Here is a 16,987-nt window from a genome sequence, read left to right as displayed (position 1 = left end):
AATATGTTAGAAGTAGGTATTAAATATTCAAAAGAAATAGTCGTAGATGAAAAATTGACAGCATCGGCTGCTGGAAGTGGCGGACTTGATGTTTATGGTACTCCATACATGATTGCGCTTATGGAGTGTACTTGTAAAGAGTGTGCACAGCAGTTTTTAGATGATTCGAAGGGCACTGTTGGTATTTCGATATCTACTAATCACAAAGCAGCAACACCTTTGGGTATGAAGGTTACTTGCGAATGTGAGTTGATCGAAATTGATAGATCAAGACTTGTTTTCTCTGTTAAATGCTTTGATGAGATTGAAGAAATAGGTGTTGGAAAGCACGAAAGATTTATTATAGATAATGAAAAATTCTTAGAAAAAGTGAATGCAAAATTTGAAAAAGTATCAAAGTAAAATTAACTATTGTAAATATTTGTAAATCTATTGAACCAAGGAGTGTCAAATGACGCTTTCCTTGGTTCTAATTATATTGATTAGAACTCTATTTTTTTCAACTAGCATTTAGTTGTGTTTAATAATATCTATATTTTTGAGAATGGTTGTCACAACAACATACATTACCAACATAATAATGTATAACTAAATAAAGCAGTTAAGTGCTATAATATAAAATCGAAATGGTATAATATAAAGCTGAAGCGATGTAATATAAAATTAAAGTGATATGATATTAATGAAGTGATATGATGCTAATGAAGTGATAAAATAAAAAGAAGAAATTACACAATATAACTGCAAATTGATAATATGTATAGTAATAATAGGAGGGCAAGATGAATAAATACTTTTCAGTAGATGATAAAATTTTTGATATTGTGCAAAAAAATTCAGGTGTGAAGGATTTCCTTATTTCTAATGGATTTGAGCAATTTTCAAATAGTGATATTTTTGAAAAAATGTCAAAAAATGTAAGCCTTGCGATGGCTTTAAAAATGAAAAAAATGAATGTGGAATTATTTGAAGAAAAGCTAGTTTCATTTTTAGATAGCAGAAATAGTAGAGTCGACATTAATCTTTTTAAAAAGAATGTAGGTAATTTTGATATTAATGTCGAAGGTGTGTTACCTTGTCCAATTAGAATTCCTTTGCTGGAAAAATTTGAAGAATGGTTGGATGAAAATAAAGCGAAATATAATTATACAATTGGGCATGATTTAAAATCTGCAAACTTGGGGCTTGACAGCATAATTGAAAAGGTAAAAATGGGAGATGAAAATAAACTACCAGATGTTTTGATGTCTGCAGGCTTTGATTTGTTTTTCGATAAAAAGCTGATGGGTCAGTTTTTGGATAATGATGTATTTGAAGTAAGCAATGATGAGATGAACTCAGATTTTTGTAATGATAAAATAGATTTAAGAGACCCAGACAAAAAATACCTGATAACAGGAGTCGTACCAGCAGTATTTTTGGTAAACAAAAATGAACTGAAGGGCAGAAAAATTCCAAAAACTTGGGATGATATATTAAGTGAGGAGTTCGAAGATTCGGTTGCAGTTCCGATGGGAGATTTAGATTTATTCAACGCATTGGTGGTTAATCTTTATAAAGATTATGGGATGGACGGAATCAAGCGATTGGCTAGATCGTACATGAAAAACCTCCATCCTGCTCAAATGGTTAAAGCAAAAGGGAAGAACAACTCTAATAATCCTGCTGTTAGCATTATTCCGTATTTCTTCACACAGATGATTCAGGGAGATGAACAAATTGCTGTGTGGCCAGAAGATGGAGCGATAATTAGTCCGATATTTATGGTTGCAAAAAAGAGCAGTAGAGAGATGTCCCAGCCGATAATCGATTTTTTCAATTCAGAGGAAGTAGGAAGAGTTTTCTCTGCAAATGGAAAATTTCCATCTACAAACAAAATGATCGATAACGGACTTTCAGAAGAACAAAATTTCAAGTGGGTAGGATGGGATTTTATTAGAAGCAATGATATCGGAGCGTTGATAGAGGAAATAGAAAAAGTTTTTAATGAAAGTATAGCCAATTAAATTTTGAAACAAGAGGCATATAGCATTTTAAAATAAAAGACATATAATATTTTAAAATAAAAAACATATAATATTTTAAAACGAATGACATATAATGCTTTGAAAAATAATATTATTAGTTTTTTTGAAAGAAAGTAGTAGTTTTTTGAAAGAAAGGTGAAATATGAATTTAGTTGTTTTTTCAGGTCCCCCATCTTCGGGCAAGACAAGTATAATATTGAAGGTTATAGATTCACTAAAGAATGTAGGTATAAAGGTCGGCGTTGTGAAGTTTGATTGTCTACACACAGACGATGACATCTATTATGAAAAAGCAGGTGTACCTGTTAGAAAAGGACTTTCTGGATCGCTTTGTCCTGATCACTTTTTTGTATCCAACATAGAGGAAGTCGTGCAGTGGGGAAAATCTATGGATTTGGATTTACTAATAACTGAGTCTGCAGGACTTTGTAACAGATGCTCCCCTTATATTAAGGAAATAAAAGGGGTTTGTGTAATAGATAATTTATCAGGAATAAACACACCAAAGAAAATTGGTCCAATGCTAAAATCTGCGGACATTGTAATTATTACAAAGGGAGATATTGTATCTCAGGCAGAAAGAGAAGTATTTGCTTCAAAAGTAAACTCTGTAAATCCAACTGCGATTACTATGCACGTCAACGGTCTTACGGGTCAGGGTGCATATGAATTAGGTACACTCCTAATGGAAGAAAAGAAACAAATAGATACTGTAAAAGGTATGAAACTAAGATTTCCAATGCCATCTGCTCTTTGCTCATACTGTTTAGGAGAAACTAGAATAGGAGAGCAATACCAAATGGGAAATGTTAGAAAAATGAATTTGGAACAAGAAAACTAATAAAAAGAGTTGGAACATTGATAAAAACAAATGAATTTATGGCAAGAAAATAAACAAATGAATTTGGAACAAAAATATAAACAAAATAATTTGGAATAAGAGCAGTAATAATAGGAGGAAGATATGACTGAGCTGTATAATTTAAAACTTGATGAGCTGGTATCGAGGTACCCTTTCATTAGTAACTATTTTGAAGAAAATAAATTAGACATATCTGATTATGGAGAATCAACGTTTATCGAATTTTTGGAACACTTTACACCAGAACAAATTGAAGAATACGCACTTGATTTAAATAAAATTGAAATTGACCTTTTAGAGTACATTAGTCAGATGAAAGAATTTCTTGGGATAGAGGACAATAGTGTAGACGTGTTATCAATATTGCCAGGAAACGACAAATCTGGAGATAGAGAAGGCTTTGAGAGATTAGATATTAAAAAGTCAGAGATGATTGCGATAGTTGGACCAACAGGGTCTGGAAAATCAAGGCTGTTGGCTGATATAGAGTGGACTGCTCAGGCCGATACACCGACAAAAAGAACGATACTGATCAATGGTGAATTGCCGGATAAAAAATGGAGATTTTCATCGAACAATAAATTGGTCGCACAGCTATCTCAAAACATGAATTTTGTAATGGATTTGTCCGTTAGTGAATTTCTTGAGCTTCATGCAAAAAGTAGAATGGTTGAAAACATAGAGCAAACTGTAGATAAAATCATATCTGAAGCAAATAAACTGGCTGGAGAGAAATTTAGAATGGACACTCAAATTACAGCTTTGAGTGGAGGACAATCCAGAGCGTTGATGATCGCTGACACAGCAATACTTTCGTCTTCACCAATCGTATTGATAGATGAGATTGAAAATGCAGGAATAGATAGAAAAAAAGCATTGGAGCTGTTGATATCATCTGATAAGATTGTTTTGATGGCTACTCATGATCCGATGCTAGCACTTTTGGCTGATAGGAGAATTGTCATCAATAATGGTGGTATAGCTGAAATAATAGAAACGACTGAAAAAGAAAAGCAACGATTGGTTGAGTTGGAAGAGATGGATAAGGTTATTCAAGAAATGAGAAGGCGATTGAGATATGGGGAACTTGTCGAAAATTAAGGTATTTGAAGGGATATCAAAAGATAGCTTTGAGCAAATAAAAAACAAGGGCGAATCATTTACATTAGACAGGAACAAATGCCTATACACTGATAGACAGAAGCTGAACTATGTGTATTTTCTGATTTCAGGAAAGGTAACATTATTAAAGCAGAATGAAAGTGGAGATAGTAGAGTAATATTTATTTTGGATGAAGGAGACATGATAAATCAACCAATTATGAGAAATAATACCTCTGCTGTTGAATGTTGGGGTTTTGAAAAATCAATAATTTATAGGATAGAATTTTCGATTTTTGACGATATAATGAAGAATGATTATGTCTTGGCACGCAATTGTATGGAATACATGGAAAAGAGAATTAGGCGTCTTTATAGGCAGCTAAAAAATTCAGTTAGTATAAATCTAGATAGAAAATTGGCAGCAAAAATGTATCGATTAGGTTTAGAATATGGTATAGATGATGGTAAATTTGATAATTTTGTACTACTTGATGTTGGTCTTTCGATTACATTTCTATCAAAAATGCTAGGATGTCAAAGAGAGTCGCTGTCAAGAGCTATGAAATCACTAATTCAAAATAAAATAGTGGTTTATTGCGAAAAATCATACTATGTAAATATGGAAGAAGCAATAAAATATTTTAAACAATAGTATTTTTGTTAATTTAATGATTTTTTATAAAAACTGTGATATATATCACGGTTTTTTTTATTATGCGATGATAATATAAAGTAAAAGCATGAAAAAAAGATTTGTATTATTTTGGAGGAGTTGACATGAAAATAAAATTGAGTATTGATCAGTTCAATAATGGACTAAGTGTCTTGAGTAGCAAGTATGATATTTATGCTCCAAGAGTTTTTGAAAAAAGAGGAACGCATTCTGATACTGATTCTATAAGGTATGATAAGGTCAGTAATTTTCAGGAAATGGAGTTTTCAAGAAAATCACACTTTTCAGCAAAGGAAACATTTTTGCCGATAAATCAGTTGTTATTCTATTTTGTAGAAAACGATTATCGTGAGGCAGCAATTGAGCGAAAAGACATTATCGTATTTCTAAGAGCCTGTGATATGCACGCTGTGAAAAGAATAGATAAAATATACTTGGAAAATGGGACAGAGGATTATTATTACAAAAGGCTGAGAGATAAGGTGAAGTTTGTAGTTGTTGGTTGTAAGGAAAGCTTCAGAAACTGTTTTTGTGTGAGTATGGGTACAAACAAACCAGAAAATTATGATATGGGTATGAATTTGGACAACGAATATATTTTTCTAGATATTTGTGATGAGAGTCTAAATGTTTTTGAAGGTGTTGAAGCAGAATTTGAGTTAGATTATGTAAGTGAAAACAACTTTTCGGTGAATGTTCCAGAAAAAGTTGATTTTATGAAGATAAAGGATCATGAAATGTGGAACGAATATGATTCAAGATGTATTGGCTGTGGTAGATGTAACTTCTCATGTCCAACGTGTACTTGCTTTTCGATGCAAGATATATACTACAAAGAAAATGAAAATATCGGTGAGAGAAGAAGAGTGTGGGCATCATGTCAGGTAGATGGTTATACGAATATTGCCGGTGGTCATTCCTTTAGAAATAAACAAGGCGAAAGAATGAGATTCAAGACAATGCACAAAATTCATGATTTCAAGGAACGTTTTGGTATGAATATGTGTGTGGGATGCGGAAGATGTGATGATATGTGTCCACAATATATATCATTTTCGTCAGCTATAGAAAAACTTAATAATGTCATTGAGGAGGAAAAATAATATGTGTACATCAAACAAATACATCCCAGTTGGATGCGAAATAATCGATATAATAAAGCATACTGATATTGAATGGACATTTAGAGCAAAAACAAATACTGAAAAAGTGAAGCCTGGACAATTTTACGAAATATCTATTCCTATGCATGGAGAAAGTCCGATATCTGTTTCTGGTATTGGCGACAATTACGTTGATTTTACTATTAGAAATGTGGGGAAGGTCACTGGTAATATTTTTAAATATGATATTGGAGATACTCTTTTGTTGAGAGGTCCATATGGAAATGGATTCGATATTAACGAGTTCAAGGGAAAAGATTTGGTAGTTATTGCAGGAGGAAGTGCCCTTGCGCCTGTCAGAGGAATTGTTGAGTATGTATATACAAATCCAAATGAATTTAAATCCTTCGAGTTAATCGTCGGCTTTAAATCTCTAAAGGATATTCTGTTTAAAAAAGACTTGGAAAAATGGAGTGAAAAATTAAAAATAACTGTTACTCTTGATAGTGCCGACGATGACTACAAGGGCAATGTGGGGCTGGTTACAAAATATATTCCAAATATCAGTATTACCGACTTGGATAATGTGTCAGCTGTTGTTGTAGGTCCACCGATGATGATGAAATTTTCCATTATTGAGCTACAGAAGCTAAATATAAGTGATGAAAATATATGGGTGTCCTACGAGAGAAAAATGCATTGTGGAATAGGAAAATGTGGCCATTGTAAGATGGATTCGACTTACATTTGTATTGATGGTCCAGTTTTTAATTACAAATTTGCAAAAAATTTGGCTGATTAATTTGAGATGAGGTGTAAAGATGATAAGAGATTTGAATACGAAAAAAGTGATGAAAAATGCCTTTAGGATAACAAAGCATAAATATATGACTTCTCTTAGAGTTAGAGTTCCAGGTGGATTGATTGATCCGGAAGCATTAATGCTGGTATCAAAAATTTCAAAAGAATATGGAGATGGACAAATTCATATTACAACTAGACAGGGGTTTGAAATTCTTGGTATAAAAATGGAGGATATGGAAGCTGTAAATGCTATGGCACAGGGCTTGATTGATAAACTTGAAATAAATCAAAGTGAAAAGAATAAAGGCTATTCAGCTGCAGGAACAAGAAATATATCTGCTTGTATAGGCAATAAGGTCTGTCCAAAAGCACAATATAATACCACAGAATTTGCAAAAAAAATAGAAAAAAGCATATTTCCGCACGATTTACATTTTAAAGTCGCCTTAACTGGGTGTCCAAATGATTGTATAAAGGCTAGAATGCAGGATTTTGGGATAATAGGTACCTGCTTGCCTGAATATGATATGTCGAGATGTGTGGCGTGTAATGCTTGTGTAAAAAAGTGCAAGAATTATTCTGTTGGAGCATTAAAAATGGAAAATAATAAAATTGTTAGAAATGAAGAAAAGTGTATTGGCTGTGGAGAGTGTGTCATAAATTGTCCGATGGCTGCATGGTCAAGAAGTCCAAAAAAATATTACAAGCTTATGATTATGGGAAGGACTGGAAAAAAGAATCCAAGATTGGCTGAAGATTGGTTGAGATGGGTAGACGAAGAAAGCATAATAAAAATAATAAAGAATACTTATGACTATGTAGAGCAATATATTTCTCCAGATGCTCCAAATAGAAAAGAGCATATTGGATATATTATTGATAGAACTGGATTCGAGGAATATAAGAAATGGGCACTAAAAGATGTAGAGCTTCCTACTGAAACAATTGAAAGAAAAAATATATACTGGTCTGGAGTAAAATATGATTAGATTATTTTTAATTAAAGTCTTAAATTGAAAAATAAAAATCAAAAAGTCGATATGTTAATACTTATATCATACGAACATATCGTCTTTTTTTGTACAAATATAGTAGAAATTTTTGTGAAAAAATATGGAATTTGGAAAAAATAACAATAAATTAGTCTGGTCAAAATGGTATAAAAAGGTAGATTTCAAAAAAATTATTTGAAAAATCTGTTAATTTTAAATGATGGTAAGAAGCATCGAGTTGTCAATTTAAATAATTAATAAAAATAACGAATTAAGATTTAACAAATAAAAAAATATCAAAGTTAATCATATTTAGATAAAATCAATTGATATATTAATATTTTAGTTGATTTGGAAAATACATTATGATATATTAATTATCATAGATTTTTATTAGTATTTTCTTTATAAAAAAACAGCGTATATGGTTTTTATAAAAGAAAGTAAAAAATCTGTTTTTATAATGAATATTAGAAGTATATTAAGCAGAAGAGCTTTATATAAATATTAAATTATAATGGGGGATTTTTTTCATGGAAACTGTAAAAAAAGGTTATCCAAAAGCGTTCTGGGTATGTAGCTTCTCAGAAACATTTGAACGTCTGGCATACTATTTGGGACGTTCGTTGATCCTAATCTTCGTAACTACAGCAGTGGTAAATGGTGGTTTGGGATTATCTGACAAAATCGGTGCAAATATGCAGGCAAACATGACTGCTTTTTCTTATTTGGCAGCGATTTTTGGTGCAGTAATAGTCGATAGATTTATTGGGGCGAAATATACGACTCCAGTTGGTATGATTATTACAGGTATAGGCTATTATGTAGGATCGATTGCGACTGGAATTGTTCATATTTATTTGATGATCCTATTGGTGAGCTTTGGACTTGGTTTGTTCAAAAATGGTCCACTTCTTGGAAGAATAATCACTGACAAGAAACAAATGGATTCAGCATTTTCACTTAGGTATACTTTGGTAAATCTTGGTGCTTTTATCGGTACATTTGCCGTGGGTATCCTATACAAGGATGTTTTTGCCAAGAATGGAGTGCTAGGATTTTCTCAATGCTTCAAGCTGGCAGCACTTGTCATGATATTGGGAGCTTTATGGTATTTCTTTGTATGTTGGAAATATTTGGGTGAAATAGGTAGTCGTCCGTTCATAATGGAAAAAACTCAAGAAGAAATTGAAATGGAAAAAAGAGAAAACTTGAGTGAAGACAAGAACAGACCTTTGACAAAAATGGAAAAGAAGAGAATGGGTGCAATAGTTTTGGTATCTTCGTTCTCGATTATCTTCTGGATATTCTGGTATCTAGCATATCTTCCAGTGTATTACTATTGGGCAGAAAATATGAATTGGGTAATAGGTGGCTACCAAGTGCCTGTAACATGGTTTGACTCTGCAAATGCGTTAATTTGTATAGCTTTGGGACCAGTAATGGCTGCTTTTTGGATGAAACTATCTAGAAGACCTCAAGGAGATATATCATTATTTAGAAAAACTGGTATCGGTATTGGAATACTTGGACTAAGCTATTTATTTTACGCATTCATTGATATTACAAGAGGTGATGCGAAAGCGAGTGTTCTTTGGTTGATCCTATTTGCAGTATTTCTAACACTAGGAGAAATGTTCTTCTCACCACTTGGAAACTCATTTATCAGTAAGTACTCTCCAAGTAAATATCTTGGTATAATGATGTCTGTATGGTCAATAGGTACCTTTATAGCTGCAAAATTATATGGGTATGCATATGGATTCCTGTTTGGTGGAAACTTCAAATTTACTGTGGCTTGCTATATAGTAGCAGCTATAGCATTTGGAGCATCAGTCGTACTTTTTGTAATGGATAAGAAATTGTCTGCATTGGTAGAAGAATAAAAAATAGTATTTGAAAAGAATATAGCAATACTAATCGTAGCGTTGAGGAAAGTGATTTACTTTTTTCAACGCTATGAATTTATGATGAACAAATTTATCTAATCAAAATAGAATCTCCAACTTTTTGTCATAAAATAATATATGTACATACTTTACTTTATGACAAAAAGCTGTTATACTTTTCTTAAATGGATTGATGGAGGTGTTGTTATGATTGATTTAAAAAATGTTGGAGCTAAAATAAAAAAATATAGATTGGAGTCAAATCTAACTCAGAATAGAGTAGCTGAATTTTTGTCTATGGATCAAAGTATGGTGGCAAAGATGGAGAAGGGGGAAAGGAGTATAAGCTCAGATGTATTAGAACAATTAGCTTCGTTGTTTTGTTGTTCTATAGATTCATTGATATCTGAGGACGTTGAAGAAAGTAGGTGTTTTATTGCTTTTAGATCAAATTCGTTATCGAGTGAAGATTTAAAATCATTAGCAGTAATCAATCGCATTGTGATAAATCAATTTGAAATGGATAAATTATTAAAAGGAGAAGACAATGTTAGATAAAATGGATTTGAGCAATAAGGCTTATAGACTTAGAAAGCAAATAGGAGAAGATGAATATTCACCAATTGATATATTTCATGTTGTGCAAAATATTGATAATTTAACTCTGGTACACTATCCTTTGGGAAAGAATATTAGTGGATTGTGCTATAGAGGAGAAAAATCAAGCATCATAGTCATAAATTCTGAAATGTCGCTTGGAAGACAACGTTTTTCCTTAGCTCACGAGCTATACCACTTATTTTTTGATGATGACAAGGTTACAACTGTTAGTATGACACAAATAGGAAAAGGGGATTTGAATGAAAAGAAGGCAGATCAATTTGCATCGTATTTTTTGGTACCTCAGCAATCCTTATACAATAGAATTAGAGATTACAAAAACAAACACAATATAACAAATCTAGGATTGGAAGATATTGTAAATTTTGAGCAATACTACGGAGTTAGTCATAAAGCGATGCTGTTTAGACTAGTTGATGAATCTGAAATTGACAGAGAGCAATCAAGTAAAATGGAATCAGGTGTAGTTGAGGTAGCTGCTAGATTGGGATATGACACTTCATTATACTTACCTACACCTGAGGGAAAAAGAATGAATGTTTTGGGGCATTATATTTCGATGTCTGAGAAATTGCTAGAGCGAGAATTTATCTCTTGTGGAAAATACGAGGAGCTTTTACTAGATGCTTTTAGAGATGATATTGTATTTGGAATCAAGGAAGAGGAGAGTGTCTATATTGACTAACTCAATATTTTTTGATACAGACTGCATTTCTGCTTTTTTATGGGTAAATAATGAATGCATCTTGGAAAAGCTATACTATGGAAAAATTGTTATTCCAAAAGAAGTATACAATGAGCTAAGCAATCCATGTGTTACTCATTTAAAAGAAAAAATCGACTCACTCATTAAAAAAATGCAGTGGAGATACTTAGTATTGAAATTGATACTGAAGAATTTGAATTGTTTTGTAAAATGACAAAGCGTCCTGAAAGAGGATATAAAATCATTGGAAAGGGAGAAGCAGCCTCAATCGTATTGGCAAAGAAACATGAAGGTATTTTAGGTAGCAATAATTTGAAAGATATTTCAAATTACGTAAATCTGTTTTCTTTAAAGCATTTAACAACGGGAGATATATTATTAGAGGCATATGACAAAAATATTATTACTGAAAAAGAGGGCAATGAGATATGGAGAAAAATGATAAACAAGAAAAGAAAATTGGGTGCGAGCTCATTTACAGAATATATAAAAAATAATGCTTTAAAATATTGAATTATGATATAATGAGAATATCAAAAAAATAATAAATGGAGGTTTTCTAATGAAGAAGTTATTATCAGTATTGTTATCCTTGGTCTTGACTGCGGGTGTAGTCACTGGTTGCAAGAGTGTAAATGATTCAGCAGATAACAAGGAGCCAGCAGTGGTGGCGAAAGTTGGGGCTTTAAAAGGTCCTACATCAATGGGTATGGTAAAAATGATGTCGGAGAATGATGGAGATGAAAAGGGTTACAACTTCTCAATCCAAAATTCTGTAGATGAAATTGTACCGAAAATCGTAAAAGGTGAGTTTGATATAGCGGCAGTTCCATCGAATTTGTCATCCGTTTTGTACAATAAGACAAAAGGAAAGGTGGTAACGCTGGCAATCAACACTCTTGGCGTTTTGTATGTCGTAGAAAATGGAGATACAGTGAAATCACTTGCAGATCTGAAGGGAAAGACTATATATTCAAGTGGAAAAGGTGCATCACCAGAGTACACACTTAACTACATACTTCAAGCAAATGGAATTGATCCACAAAAGGATGTTACGGTTGACTACAAAACCGAACATACAGAGGCATTGCAAACACTGATGAAAAATAAAGGTGCAGTAGCCATATTGCCACAACCATTTGTCACTGTTGCGACTACAAAGAGTCCAAGCCTGAAATCAGTTCTAAATCTTTCAGAAGAATGGGATAAGGCGGCTCAGAAGAATGGAAGCAAAAGTGCCTTGATAATGGGTGTTGTAGTGGCGAATAAGGATTTTGTAGAGAAATATCCACAAAAGGTGGCAGATTTTATGAGCAAATACAAAAAATCAGTAGATTTCACAAATAACAATGTAGATGAAGCAGCAAAGCTGATAGCTGCAAAAGATATAGTCCCAGAGCCTATTGCCAAAAAGGCAATTCCATTTTGTAATATTACATTTATAGAAGGCTCTGAAATGAAAGACAAGCTTTCTGGATACCTAGAAGTATTGAGCAAAGCCAATCCACAATCAGTAGGAGGAAAATTGCCAAATGAGGATTTCTATTATATTGGAGAAACTAAGTAAAACAAAATACATAGGATTCATTTTTTGGATAATAGTTTGGCAAGTTTTAAGTGTTGAAATAAATCAGGAGATACTATTAGTATCTCCTTTTTCGGCTATAAAACGACTATCAGAGTTGATATTTGAACATCAGTTCTGGATTGCGATAACAAATTCATCCTTTAGAATAATACTTGGATTTTTGCTATCGTTGATTACTGGAGTCGTGCTTGCGATGTTTTCGACAAACTATAAAATCATAGAAGCTATCATCAAACCGATGATGGACATGATAAAGTCAGTTCCAGTAGTTTCTTTCATTATATTGTGTCTGATTTGGGTATCGACAAAATACCTGTCCACCCTTATATCGTTTTTGATGGTACTTCCAGTAATATACGATAATTGCCACACTGGAATCAAAAATATCCCCAAAGAAATGATTGAAATGGTAAATGTATTCAATGTAGATAGACTTAGGCAGGTTAGATATTTGTACGTTTCAGAGGTTATGAAATATCTAAAAGCAGGATGTAGCATTTCACTTGGTCTTTGTTGGAAATCTGGTGTTGCTGCAGAAGTGATAGGAATACCAAAAGGGACTATCGGTGAAAATCTATACAATGCCAAAATTTACCTCAGCTCGTCCGATTTATTTGCTTGGACTATGACAATAGTTGTAATTAGCATATTGTTTAGACGACTATTTATGTATATGCTGGAAGTAGTTGAAAGTAGATTAAAGTAGTTGAAAGTAGATTAAAGTAGTTAAAAATAAATTGAAGTAGTTAAAAATAGATCGAAGTGGTTTGAGATGCACTGAAATAGGAAGATATAGAGGAGTGGCTATGATAATATTTAAAGATATTTCAAAATCATACGGCAACAGAACCGTATTGAAAAACTTCAATATTGAAATCAGAGAAGGTCAAACAACATTTGTGCTTGGCAAGTCGGGATCAGGAAAAACGACCTTTTCAAAAATAGTTCTCGGACTCGAAAAAATCGACACAGGTGAAATATCGGGTTTGGACGGGAAAAAAATCAGCGTGGTTTTTCAAGAAGATAGATTGATGGAAAACATGACAATTGGTTCTAATTTCAAAATGACGGTCGACTCACATATTAATAGTAAGCAAATTATAGAAAAAATGGAAAAAATTGGTTTATTTCAATCCTTAGAAACCAAAATTAGCGAACTAAGTGGAGGAATGAAAAGAAGGATATCCATATTGAGAGCATTTTTGATTGAATTTGATTTGATAGTAATGGACGAGCCATTTAGAGGGCTTGATGACGAAACAAAAGAAATAGTGATGAATTTTGTCATTCAAAATATAAAAAGAAAGACGGCTATAATAATAACACACAATAAGGATGAAGTAGAGTATTTTGCAGAAAAAACAAAAGAACTGCAAATATGTAATATGGTGTAGAAACAGAAAACTGCAAATATGTAATAATAACTTGAGGTAGAAAAGTTGACTAATCGACATAACGTTGGTATAGTATAAAGGGGATTAAAAGCGTTTATCCAATATTGGAAAACGACTAAAAATGTTCAAAAAAATTTTAAATGACCGGTATCTTTATGAACTGGAACAGGAGGAAAAATGAATAGTAATGTAAGCGTAAAAAAGAAAACCAATGTTAGAAAGCTGGTTATTATCGGTGTGTTATCCGGTGTTTCCATAATATTATCACTGACACCATTGGGGTATATACCAATCGGTCCACTTAATTTGACAATAATGCACATACCAGTAATAATAGGTGCAATCATAGAAGGACCATTGGTTGGAATGATGATAGGCTTTATGTTTGGTATGACGAGTCTTGTACGTGCATTTGTGGCACCTACTGTCATATCTTTTGTGCTGATGAATCCATTGATTTCTGTATTGCCAAGAGTGATAATGGGGATTGCGACATACTATGTGTACACGATTCTCAGCAGGATTATTTCAAAGGAGAAGGTATCATTGGCGATTACAGGGGTGGTAGGCTCTCTAATGAATACAGTCGGTGTGCTGGGAAGTATCTATCTGTTATATGGGCAAAGATATGTTGAAGCAATAGGCAAAACAGGCTCGGCAGGCAAGATAATCGGAATGATAGCTGTGACAAATGGACTGCCAGAAGCAATCTTGGCAGGAGTAATAGTGTCATCGGTTGTTGTGATTTTGAAAAAAACTAATAAATTTTAGACATAATACAAATAGACAAAATATAAACGTTTGTGATATTTGGGGAAGAATGCCCGATGTGCGGACCTTCCAAAATAGAAGAATATAAAATGCTAATAAAAAGGGCTTGATGAGTGTAATCATCGAGCCTTTTTCTATGCTCAAAAGATAAAAAATGAAAAAAATGTAACCAAATTTTGGATAAAAAAGCTAAAAAAAATCCGATATTTACCATAGCTTTGGTAACAATTTCTGAACGAAAATATTACAATAGACTTGTGGGTAAGGGGAACCTACAAAGAAAGAATCTAGATTCAATAAAGCTAAAGGAGGAAAAACATGGCACAATTAAGAGACAAAAGAATAACACTAAGAGTGAAGTTAATCAACGGTTTAAATGCAAGTGGAAAACCAAAGTACAAGATGATATCGTTTAAGGATATCAATCCAGCTATAACAGAGGATCAGTTGCTAGAATTGGGAACAAAGCTGGCAAGTCTTCAGGAATTGGAGTTATCAGAGGTATATAAATCACAAGTGGAAAAAGTAGTACAGGCATAATGAGGGAGGATAAAATATGAACAACAAAATATTGCTAATGAGATTCAAAAAGGAAGATAACAAAGCTTTTTCAATTTCTCTTAGAGCTCCTAGAGCAAATGTAACAGAAGAGGAAATCAAGAAAGTCATGGATTATATAGTAGATAATTCATTGATAATTCCAGGTGGTGTGGCAATAGTAGGAACTATTGATGCAAAGATTACAAGTACGACAACTGAAAAGATAGATTTGATACTAGAGTAGCCAATCAGTAATAAATCATCCACCAAATTGACATATATAAAAATATAAAAGGGGGAAAAAATGGACTCTCAAAATATTATTTCGATAATTCAAAACGTGGGGTTTCCAATTGCTATATCCATATACTTGCTAGTCAGGATGGAGTCTAAAATGGATCAATTGACAGAAAGCATAACAGAATTATCCAAGATAATCGAGGCAAGAATATAAACCCTAAAAGCGTGAATAAGCTATCATCATACTAAGAATGATGATATACAATAGGCTGATTTAAAAATAAAATTTGTCAGATAGGGTATTGAAGATTTTTTCAATACCCTTTTGACTATAAAGGCAAAAACCTAAAAAGTTCGGCAAAAACGAAAAAATATACTGAGAAACCGGAACAAGTTCGGTAAAGTAATAAAAATGTAAATTATACTTTACAAAATAAAAAAATATTGCTAAAAATAGCGAAAAACTTTTGAAAATGAGCTAGAAATTTGATACTATAATTATAGATGGTAAATATATATTACGGTCAAAAGAAATAATAAGGAGGAACGTTGGTATGCGTGATTTTAGGAACGAAGCTTTTGTTATTAAGCAGCAGATGGTAACAATATTTGCAGATGAAAATTGTGATAGAAATAATAGAAAAGTGGAGGGAAAGAATTCAAATACCGATAAAAAGAATAATAAAAAAAATCTTACGTCATCTTGGATGCACGTATCAAACAAAGATCCGAACACTAAAGTATTTGAAGAAGTGAATGCTGACTTATTGTTGACAGGAAATGTTACCAAAAACAGAAAAGTATTGAACAAGGCAAAGGATATACTCAATACTATTGGAATAATAGATATGACGTCCAATCGTGCCTCAGGATGTTCGATAGAGGATTATATCAACAAGAAGAAGGAATTCTATGAAGAATTTGGAGGCGATAGAATCTATATGGAAAGCGTTAACAATATAAGAAAATATCAGTTGATGTTCGTAGTTAAGATATTGAGAGAATTATATAAATACACCGTAAAGGATACTGCAAAAACATTGAGTATTCACGAAAGTTTGGTGTTCAACTATCAAAAAGATTTCTTTGAAAAATGCGATACTGTCTGGAAGGAATTGTATTATGAATTTGTTGATAGGGCGGATAAGGATAAAGAATTGATGCTTGCAAGGTTAGACAACAAGGTATACATACCAGATCCAGATGATAGCAAAAATTATATCGTGTACGATTTGACAAAGCCAGAATATAGTCCTTTGAGATACAAAATAGTAAAAAAAGAAGATTGCAAAGAGATTATTGAGAGATTTTATGAAGAACAAGGCAAATAATAAATAAGAGTAAAAGTTAAGTTAAAAAAATATATCAATACGAGATGTATTGAAGAACGCAGAAAACAATAAATATAACAAATATAAGATTAAATGACCTAATATATATTAAAAAACATCCAAATAATATAAATATGCACTTTCTATTGATAAATAGGCATATTTAGTGTATACTAAGTGGTGGTTGATTGGAGTTTTGAACCACATTTTGATAAAAAAATCAAAAAAAATGAAAAAAATTCCAAAAAACTCTTGAATTTATTACAATTTTGTAATAATATTAAGGTGTGAGAAATATAGTTGCGTTTTCGATGCAACTTTTATGAAATTATGAAATGTAAT

General features: G+C 32.4%; 20 protein-coding genes. All 20 read left to right on the top strand.

Annotation, left to right across the window (positions count from 1 at the left end; genetic code table 11):
• Positions 1-3 precede the first annotated feature (3 nt).
• Entirely contained in the window at positions 4-402 is a 399-nt protein-coding gene (locus FYJ71_RS04200; RefSeq protein WP_154537578.1) for a thioesterase family protein, read from the top strand.
• A gap of 380 nt (positions 403-782) precedes the next feature.
• Complete coding sequence (locus FYJ71_RS04195; protein WP_154537577.1) at positions 783-2,006, top strand: ABC transporter substrate-binding protein; 1,224 nt, start codon at positions 783-785, stop codon at positions 2,004-2,006.
• Positions 2,007-2,169: 163 nt separating this feature from the next.
• Complete coding sequence (locus FYJ71_RS04190) at positions 2,170-2,868, top strand: GTP-binding protein (RefSeq protein WP_154537576.1); 699 nt, start codon at positions 2,170-2,172, stop codon at positions 2,866-2,868.
• 123 nt (positions 2,869-2,991) lie between these two features.
• Positions 2,992-3,990 (top strand): ATP-binding cassette domain-containing protein, encoded by a 999-nt coding sequence (locus tag FYJ71_RS04185; RefSeq protein WP_154537575.1) that lies wholly within the window; start codon positions 2,992-2,994, stop codon positions 3,988-3,990.
• The gene (locus FYJ71_RS04180) at positions 3,968-4,645 is read left to right on the top strand and encodes a Crp/Fnr family transcriptional regulator (RefSeq protein WP_154537574.1); all 678 of its coding nucleotides are present in this window, start codon (positions 3,968-3,970) and stop codon (positions 4,643-4,645) included. Before FYJ71_RS04185 ends, FYJ71_RS04180 begins: the two co-directional genes overlap by 23 nt.
• A gap of 125 nt (positions 4,646-4,770) precedes the next feature.
• Positions 4,771-5,769, top strand: coding sequence for an anaerobic sulfite reductase subunit AsrA (gene asrA, locus FYJ71_RS04175; RefSeq protein ID WP_154537573.1), 999 nt, complete (start codon positions 4,771-4,773; stop codon positions 5,767-5,769).
• Position 5,770: 1 nt separating this feature from the next.
• On the top strand, positions 5,771-6,571 hold the full coding sequence (asrB, locus tag FYJ71_RS04170; RefSeq protein WP_154537572.1) for an anaerobic sulfite reductase subunit AsrB: 801 nt from the start codon (positions 5,771-5,773) through the stop codon (positions 6,569-6,571).
• A gap of 19 nt (positions 6,572-6,590) precedes the next feature.
• Positions 6,591-7,562: a sulfite reductase subunit C gene (gene asrC, locus FYJ71_RS04165; RefSeq protein ID WP_154537571.1), complete on the top strand. Its 972-nt coding sequence runs from the start codon at positions 6,591-6,593 to the stop codon at positions 7,560-7,562.
• 536 nt (positions 7,563-8,098) lie between these two features.
• Positions 8,099-9,451: a peptide MFS transporter gene (locus FYJ71_RS04160; protein WP_154537570.1), complete on the top strand. Its 1,353-nt coding sequence runs from the start codon at positions 8,099-8,101 to the stop codon at positions 9,449-9,451.
• Between the two features lie 210 nt (positions 9,452-9,661).
• On the top strand, positions 9,662-10,012 hold the full coding sequence (locus tag FYJ71_RS04155) for a helix-turn-helix domain-containing protein (RefSeq protein WP_154537569.1): 351 nt from the start codon (positions 9,662-9,664) through the stop codon (positions 10,010-10,012).
• Positions 10,002-10,760 carry an ImmA/IrrE family metallo-endopeptidase gene (locus tag FYJ71_RS04150; RefSeq protein WP_154537568.1) on the top strand — a complete coding sequence of 253 codons (759 nt, stop codon included), beginning with the start codon at positions 10,002-10,004 and terminating at the stop codon, positions 10,758-10,760. The genes FYJ71_RS04155 and FYJ71_RS04150 overlap by 11 nt, the downstream gene beginning before the upstream one ends.
• A 177-nt stretch (positions 10,761-10,937) precedes the next feature.
• Positions 10,938-11,294, top strand: coding sequence for a hypothetical protein (locus tag FYJ71_RS04145; protein WP_235899069.1), 357 nt, complete (start codon positions 10,938-10,940; stop codon positions 11,292-11,294).
• 49 nt (positions 11,295-11,343) lie between these two features.
• A complete protein-coding gene (locus tag FYJ71_RS04140) occupies positions 11,344-12,348 on the top strand; it encodes an ABC transporter substrate-binding protein (protein ID WP_154537567.1) in 1,005 nt (334 codons plus the stop codon).
• Positions 12,314-13,075, top strand: a complete 762-nt coding sequence (locus FYJ71_RS04135; RefSeq protein ID WP_154537566.1) for an ABC transporter permease — start codon at positions 12,314-12,316, stop codon at positions 13,073-13,075. The genes FYJ71_RS04140 and FYJ71_RS04135 overlap by 35 nt, the downstream gene beginning before the upstream one ends.
• 100 nt (positions 13,076-13,175) lie before the next feature.
• Positions 13,176-13,763 carry an ATP-binding cassette domain-containing protein gene (locus tag FYJ71_RS04130; protein ID WP_154537565.1) on the top strand — a complete coding sequence of 196 codons (588 nt, stop codon included), beginning with the start codon at positions 13,176-13,178 and terminating at the stop codon, positions 13,761-13,763.
• A gap of 177 nt (positions 13,764-13,940) precedes the next feature.
• Positions 13,941-14,534, top strand: a complete 594-nt coding sequence (locus FYJ71_RS04125) for an ECF transporter S component (protein ID WP_154537564.1) — start codon at positions 13,941-13,943, stop codon at positions 14,532-14,534.
• Positions 14,535-14,852: 318 nt separating this feature from the next.
• Positions 14,853-15,074 (top strand): DUF1659 domain-containing protein, encoded by a 222-nt coding sequence (locus tag FYJ71_RS04120; protein ID WP_154537563.1) that lies wholly within the window; start codon positions 14,853-14,855, stop codon positions 15,072-15,074.
• 16 nt (positions 15,075-15,090) lie between these two features.
• Complete coding sequence (locus FYJ71_RS04115) at positions 15,091-15,318, top strand: DUF2922 domain-containing protein (RefSeq protein ID WP_154537562.1); 228 nt, start codon at positions 15,091-15,093, stop codon at positions 15,316-15,318.
• Positions 15,319-15,378: 60 nt separating this feature from the next.
• Positions 15,379-15,528: a YvrJ family protein gene (locus FYJ71_RS04110; protein ID WP_154537561.1), complete on the top strand. Its 150-nt coding sequence runs from the start codon at positions 15,379-15,381 to the stop codon at positions 15,526-15,528.
• Between the two features lie 340 nt (positions 15,529-15,868).
• Positions 15,869-16,645 (top strand): hypothetical protein, encoded by a 777-nt coding sequence (locus FYJ71_RS04105; RefSeq protein WP_154537560.1) that lies wholly within the window; start codon positions 15,869-15,871, stop codon positions 16,643-16,645.
• The last annotated feature ends 342 nt before the right edge of the window (positions 16,646-16,987 follow it).

Source organism: Peptostreptococcus porci (assembly GCF_009695815.1).
Lineage (GTDB): Bacteria > Bacillota > Clostridia > Peptostreptococcales > Peptostreptococcaceae > Peptostreptococcus > Peptostreptococcus porci.
Note: the sequence above shows the minus strand (reverse complement) of the source record. Positions and strands in the feature narration are given on the sequence as shown.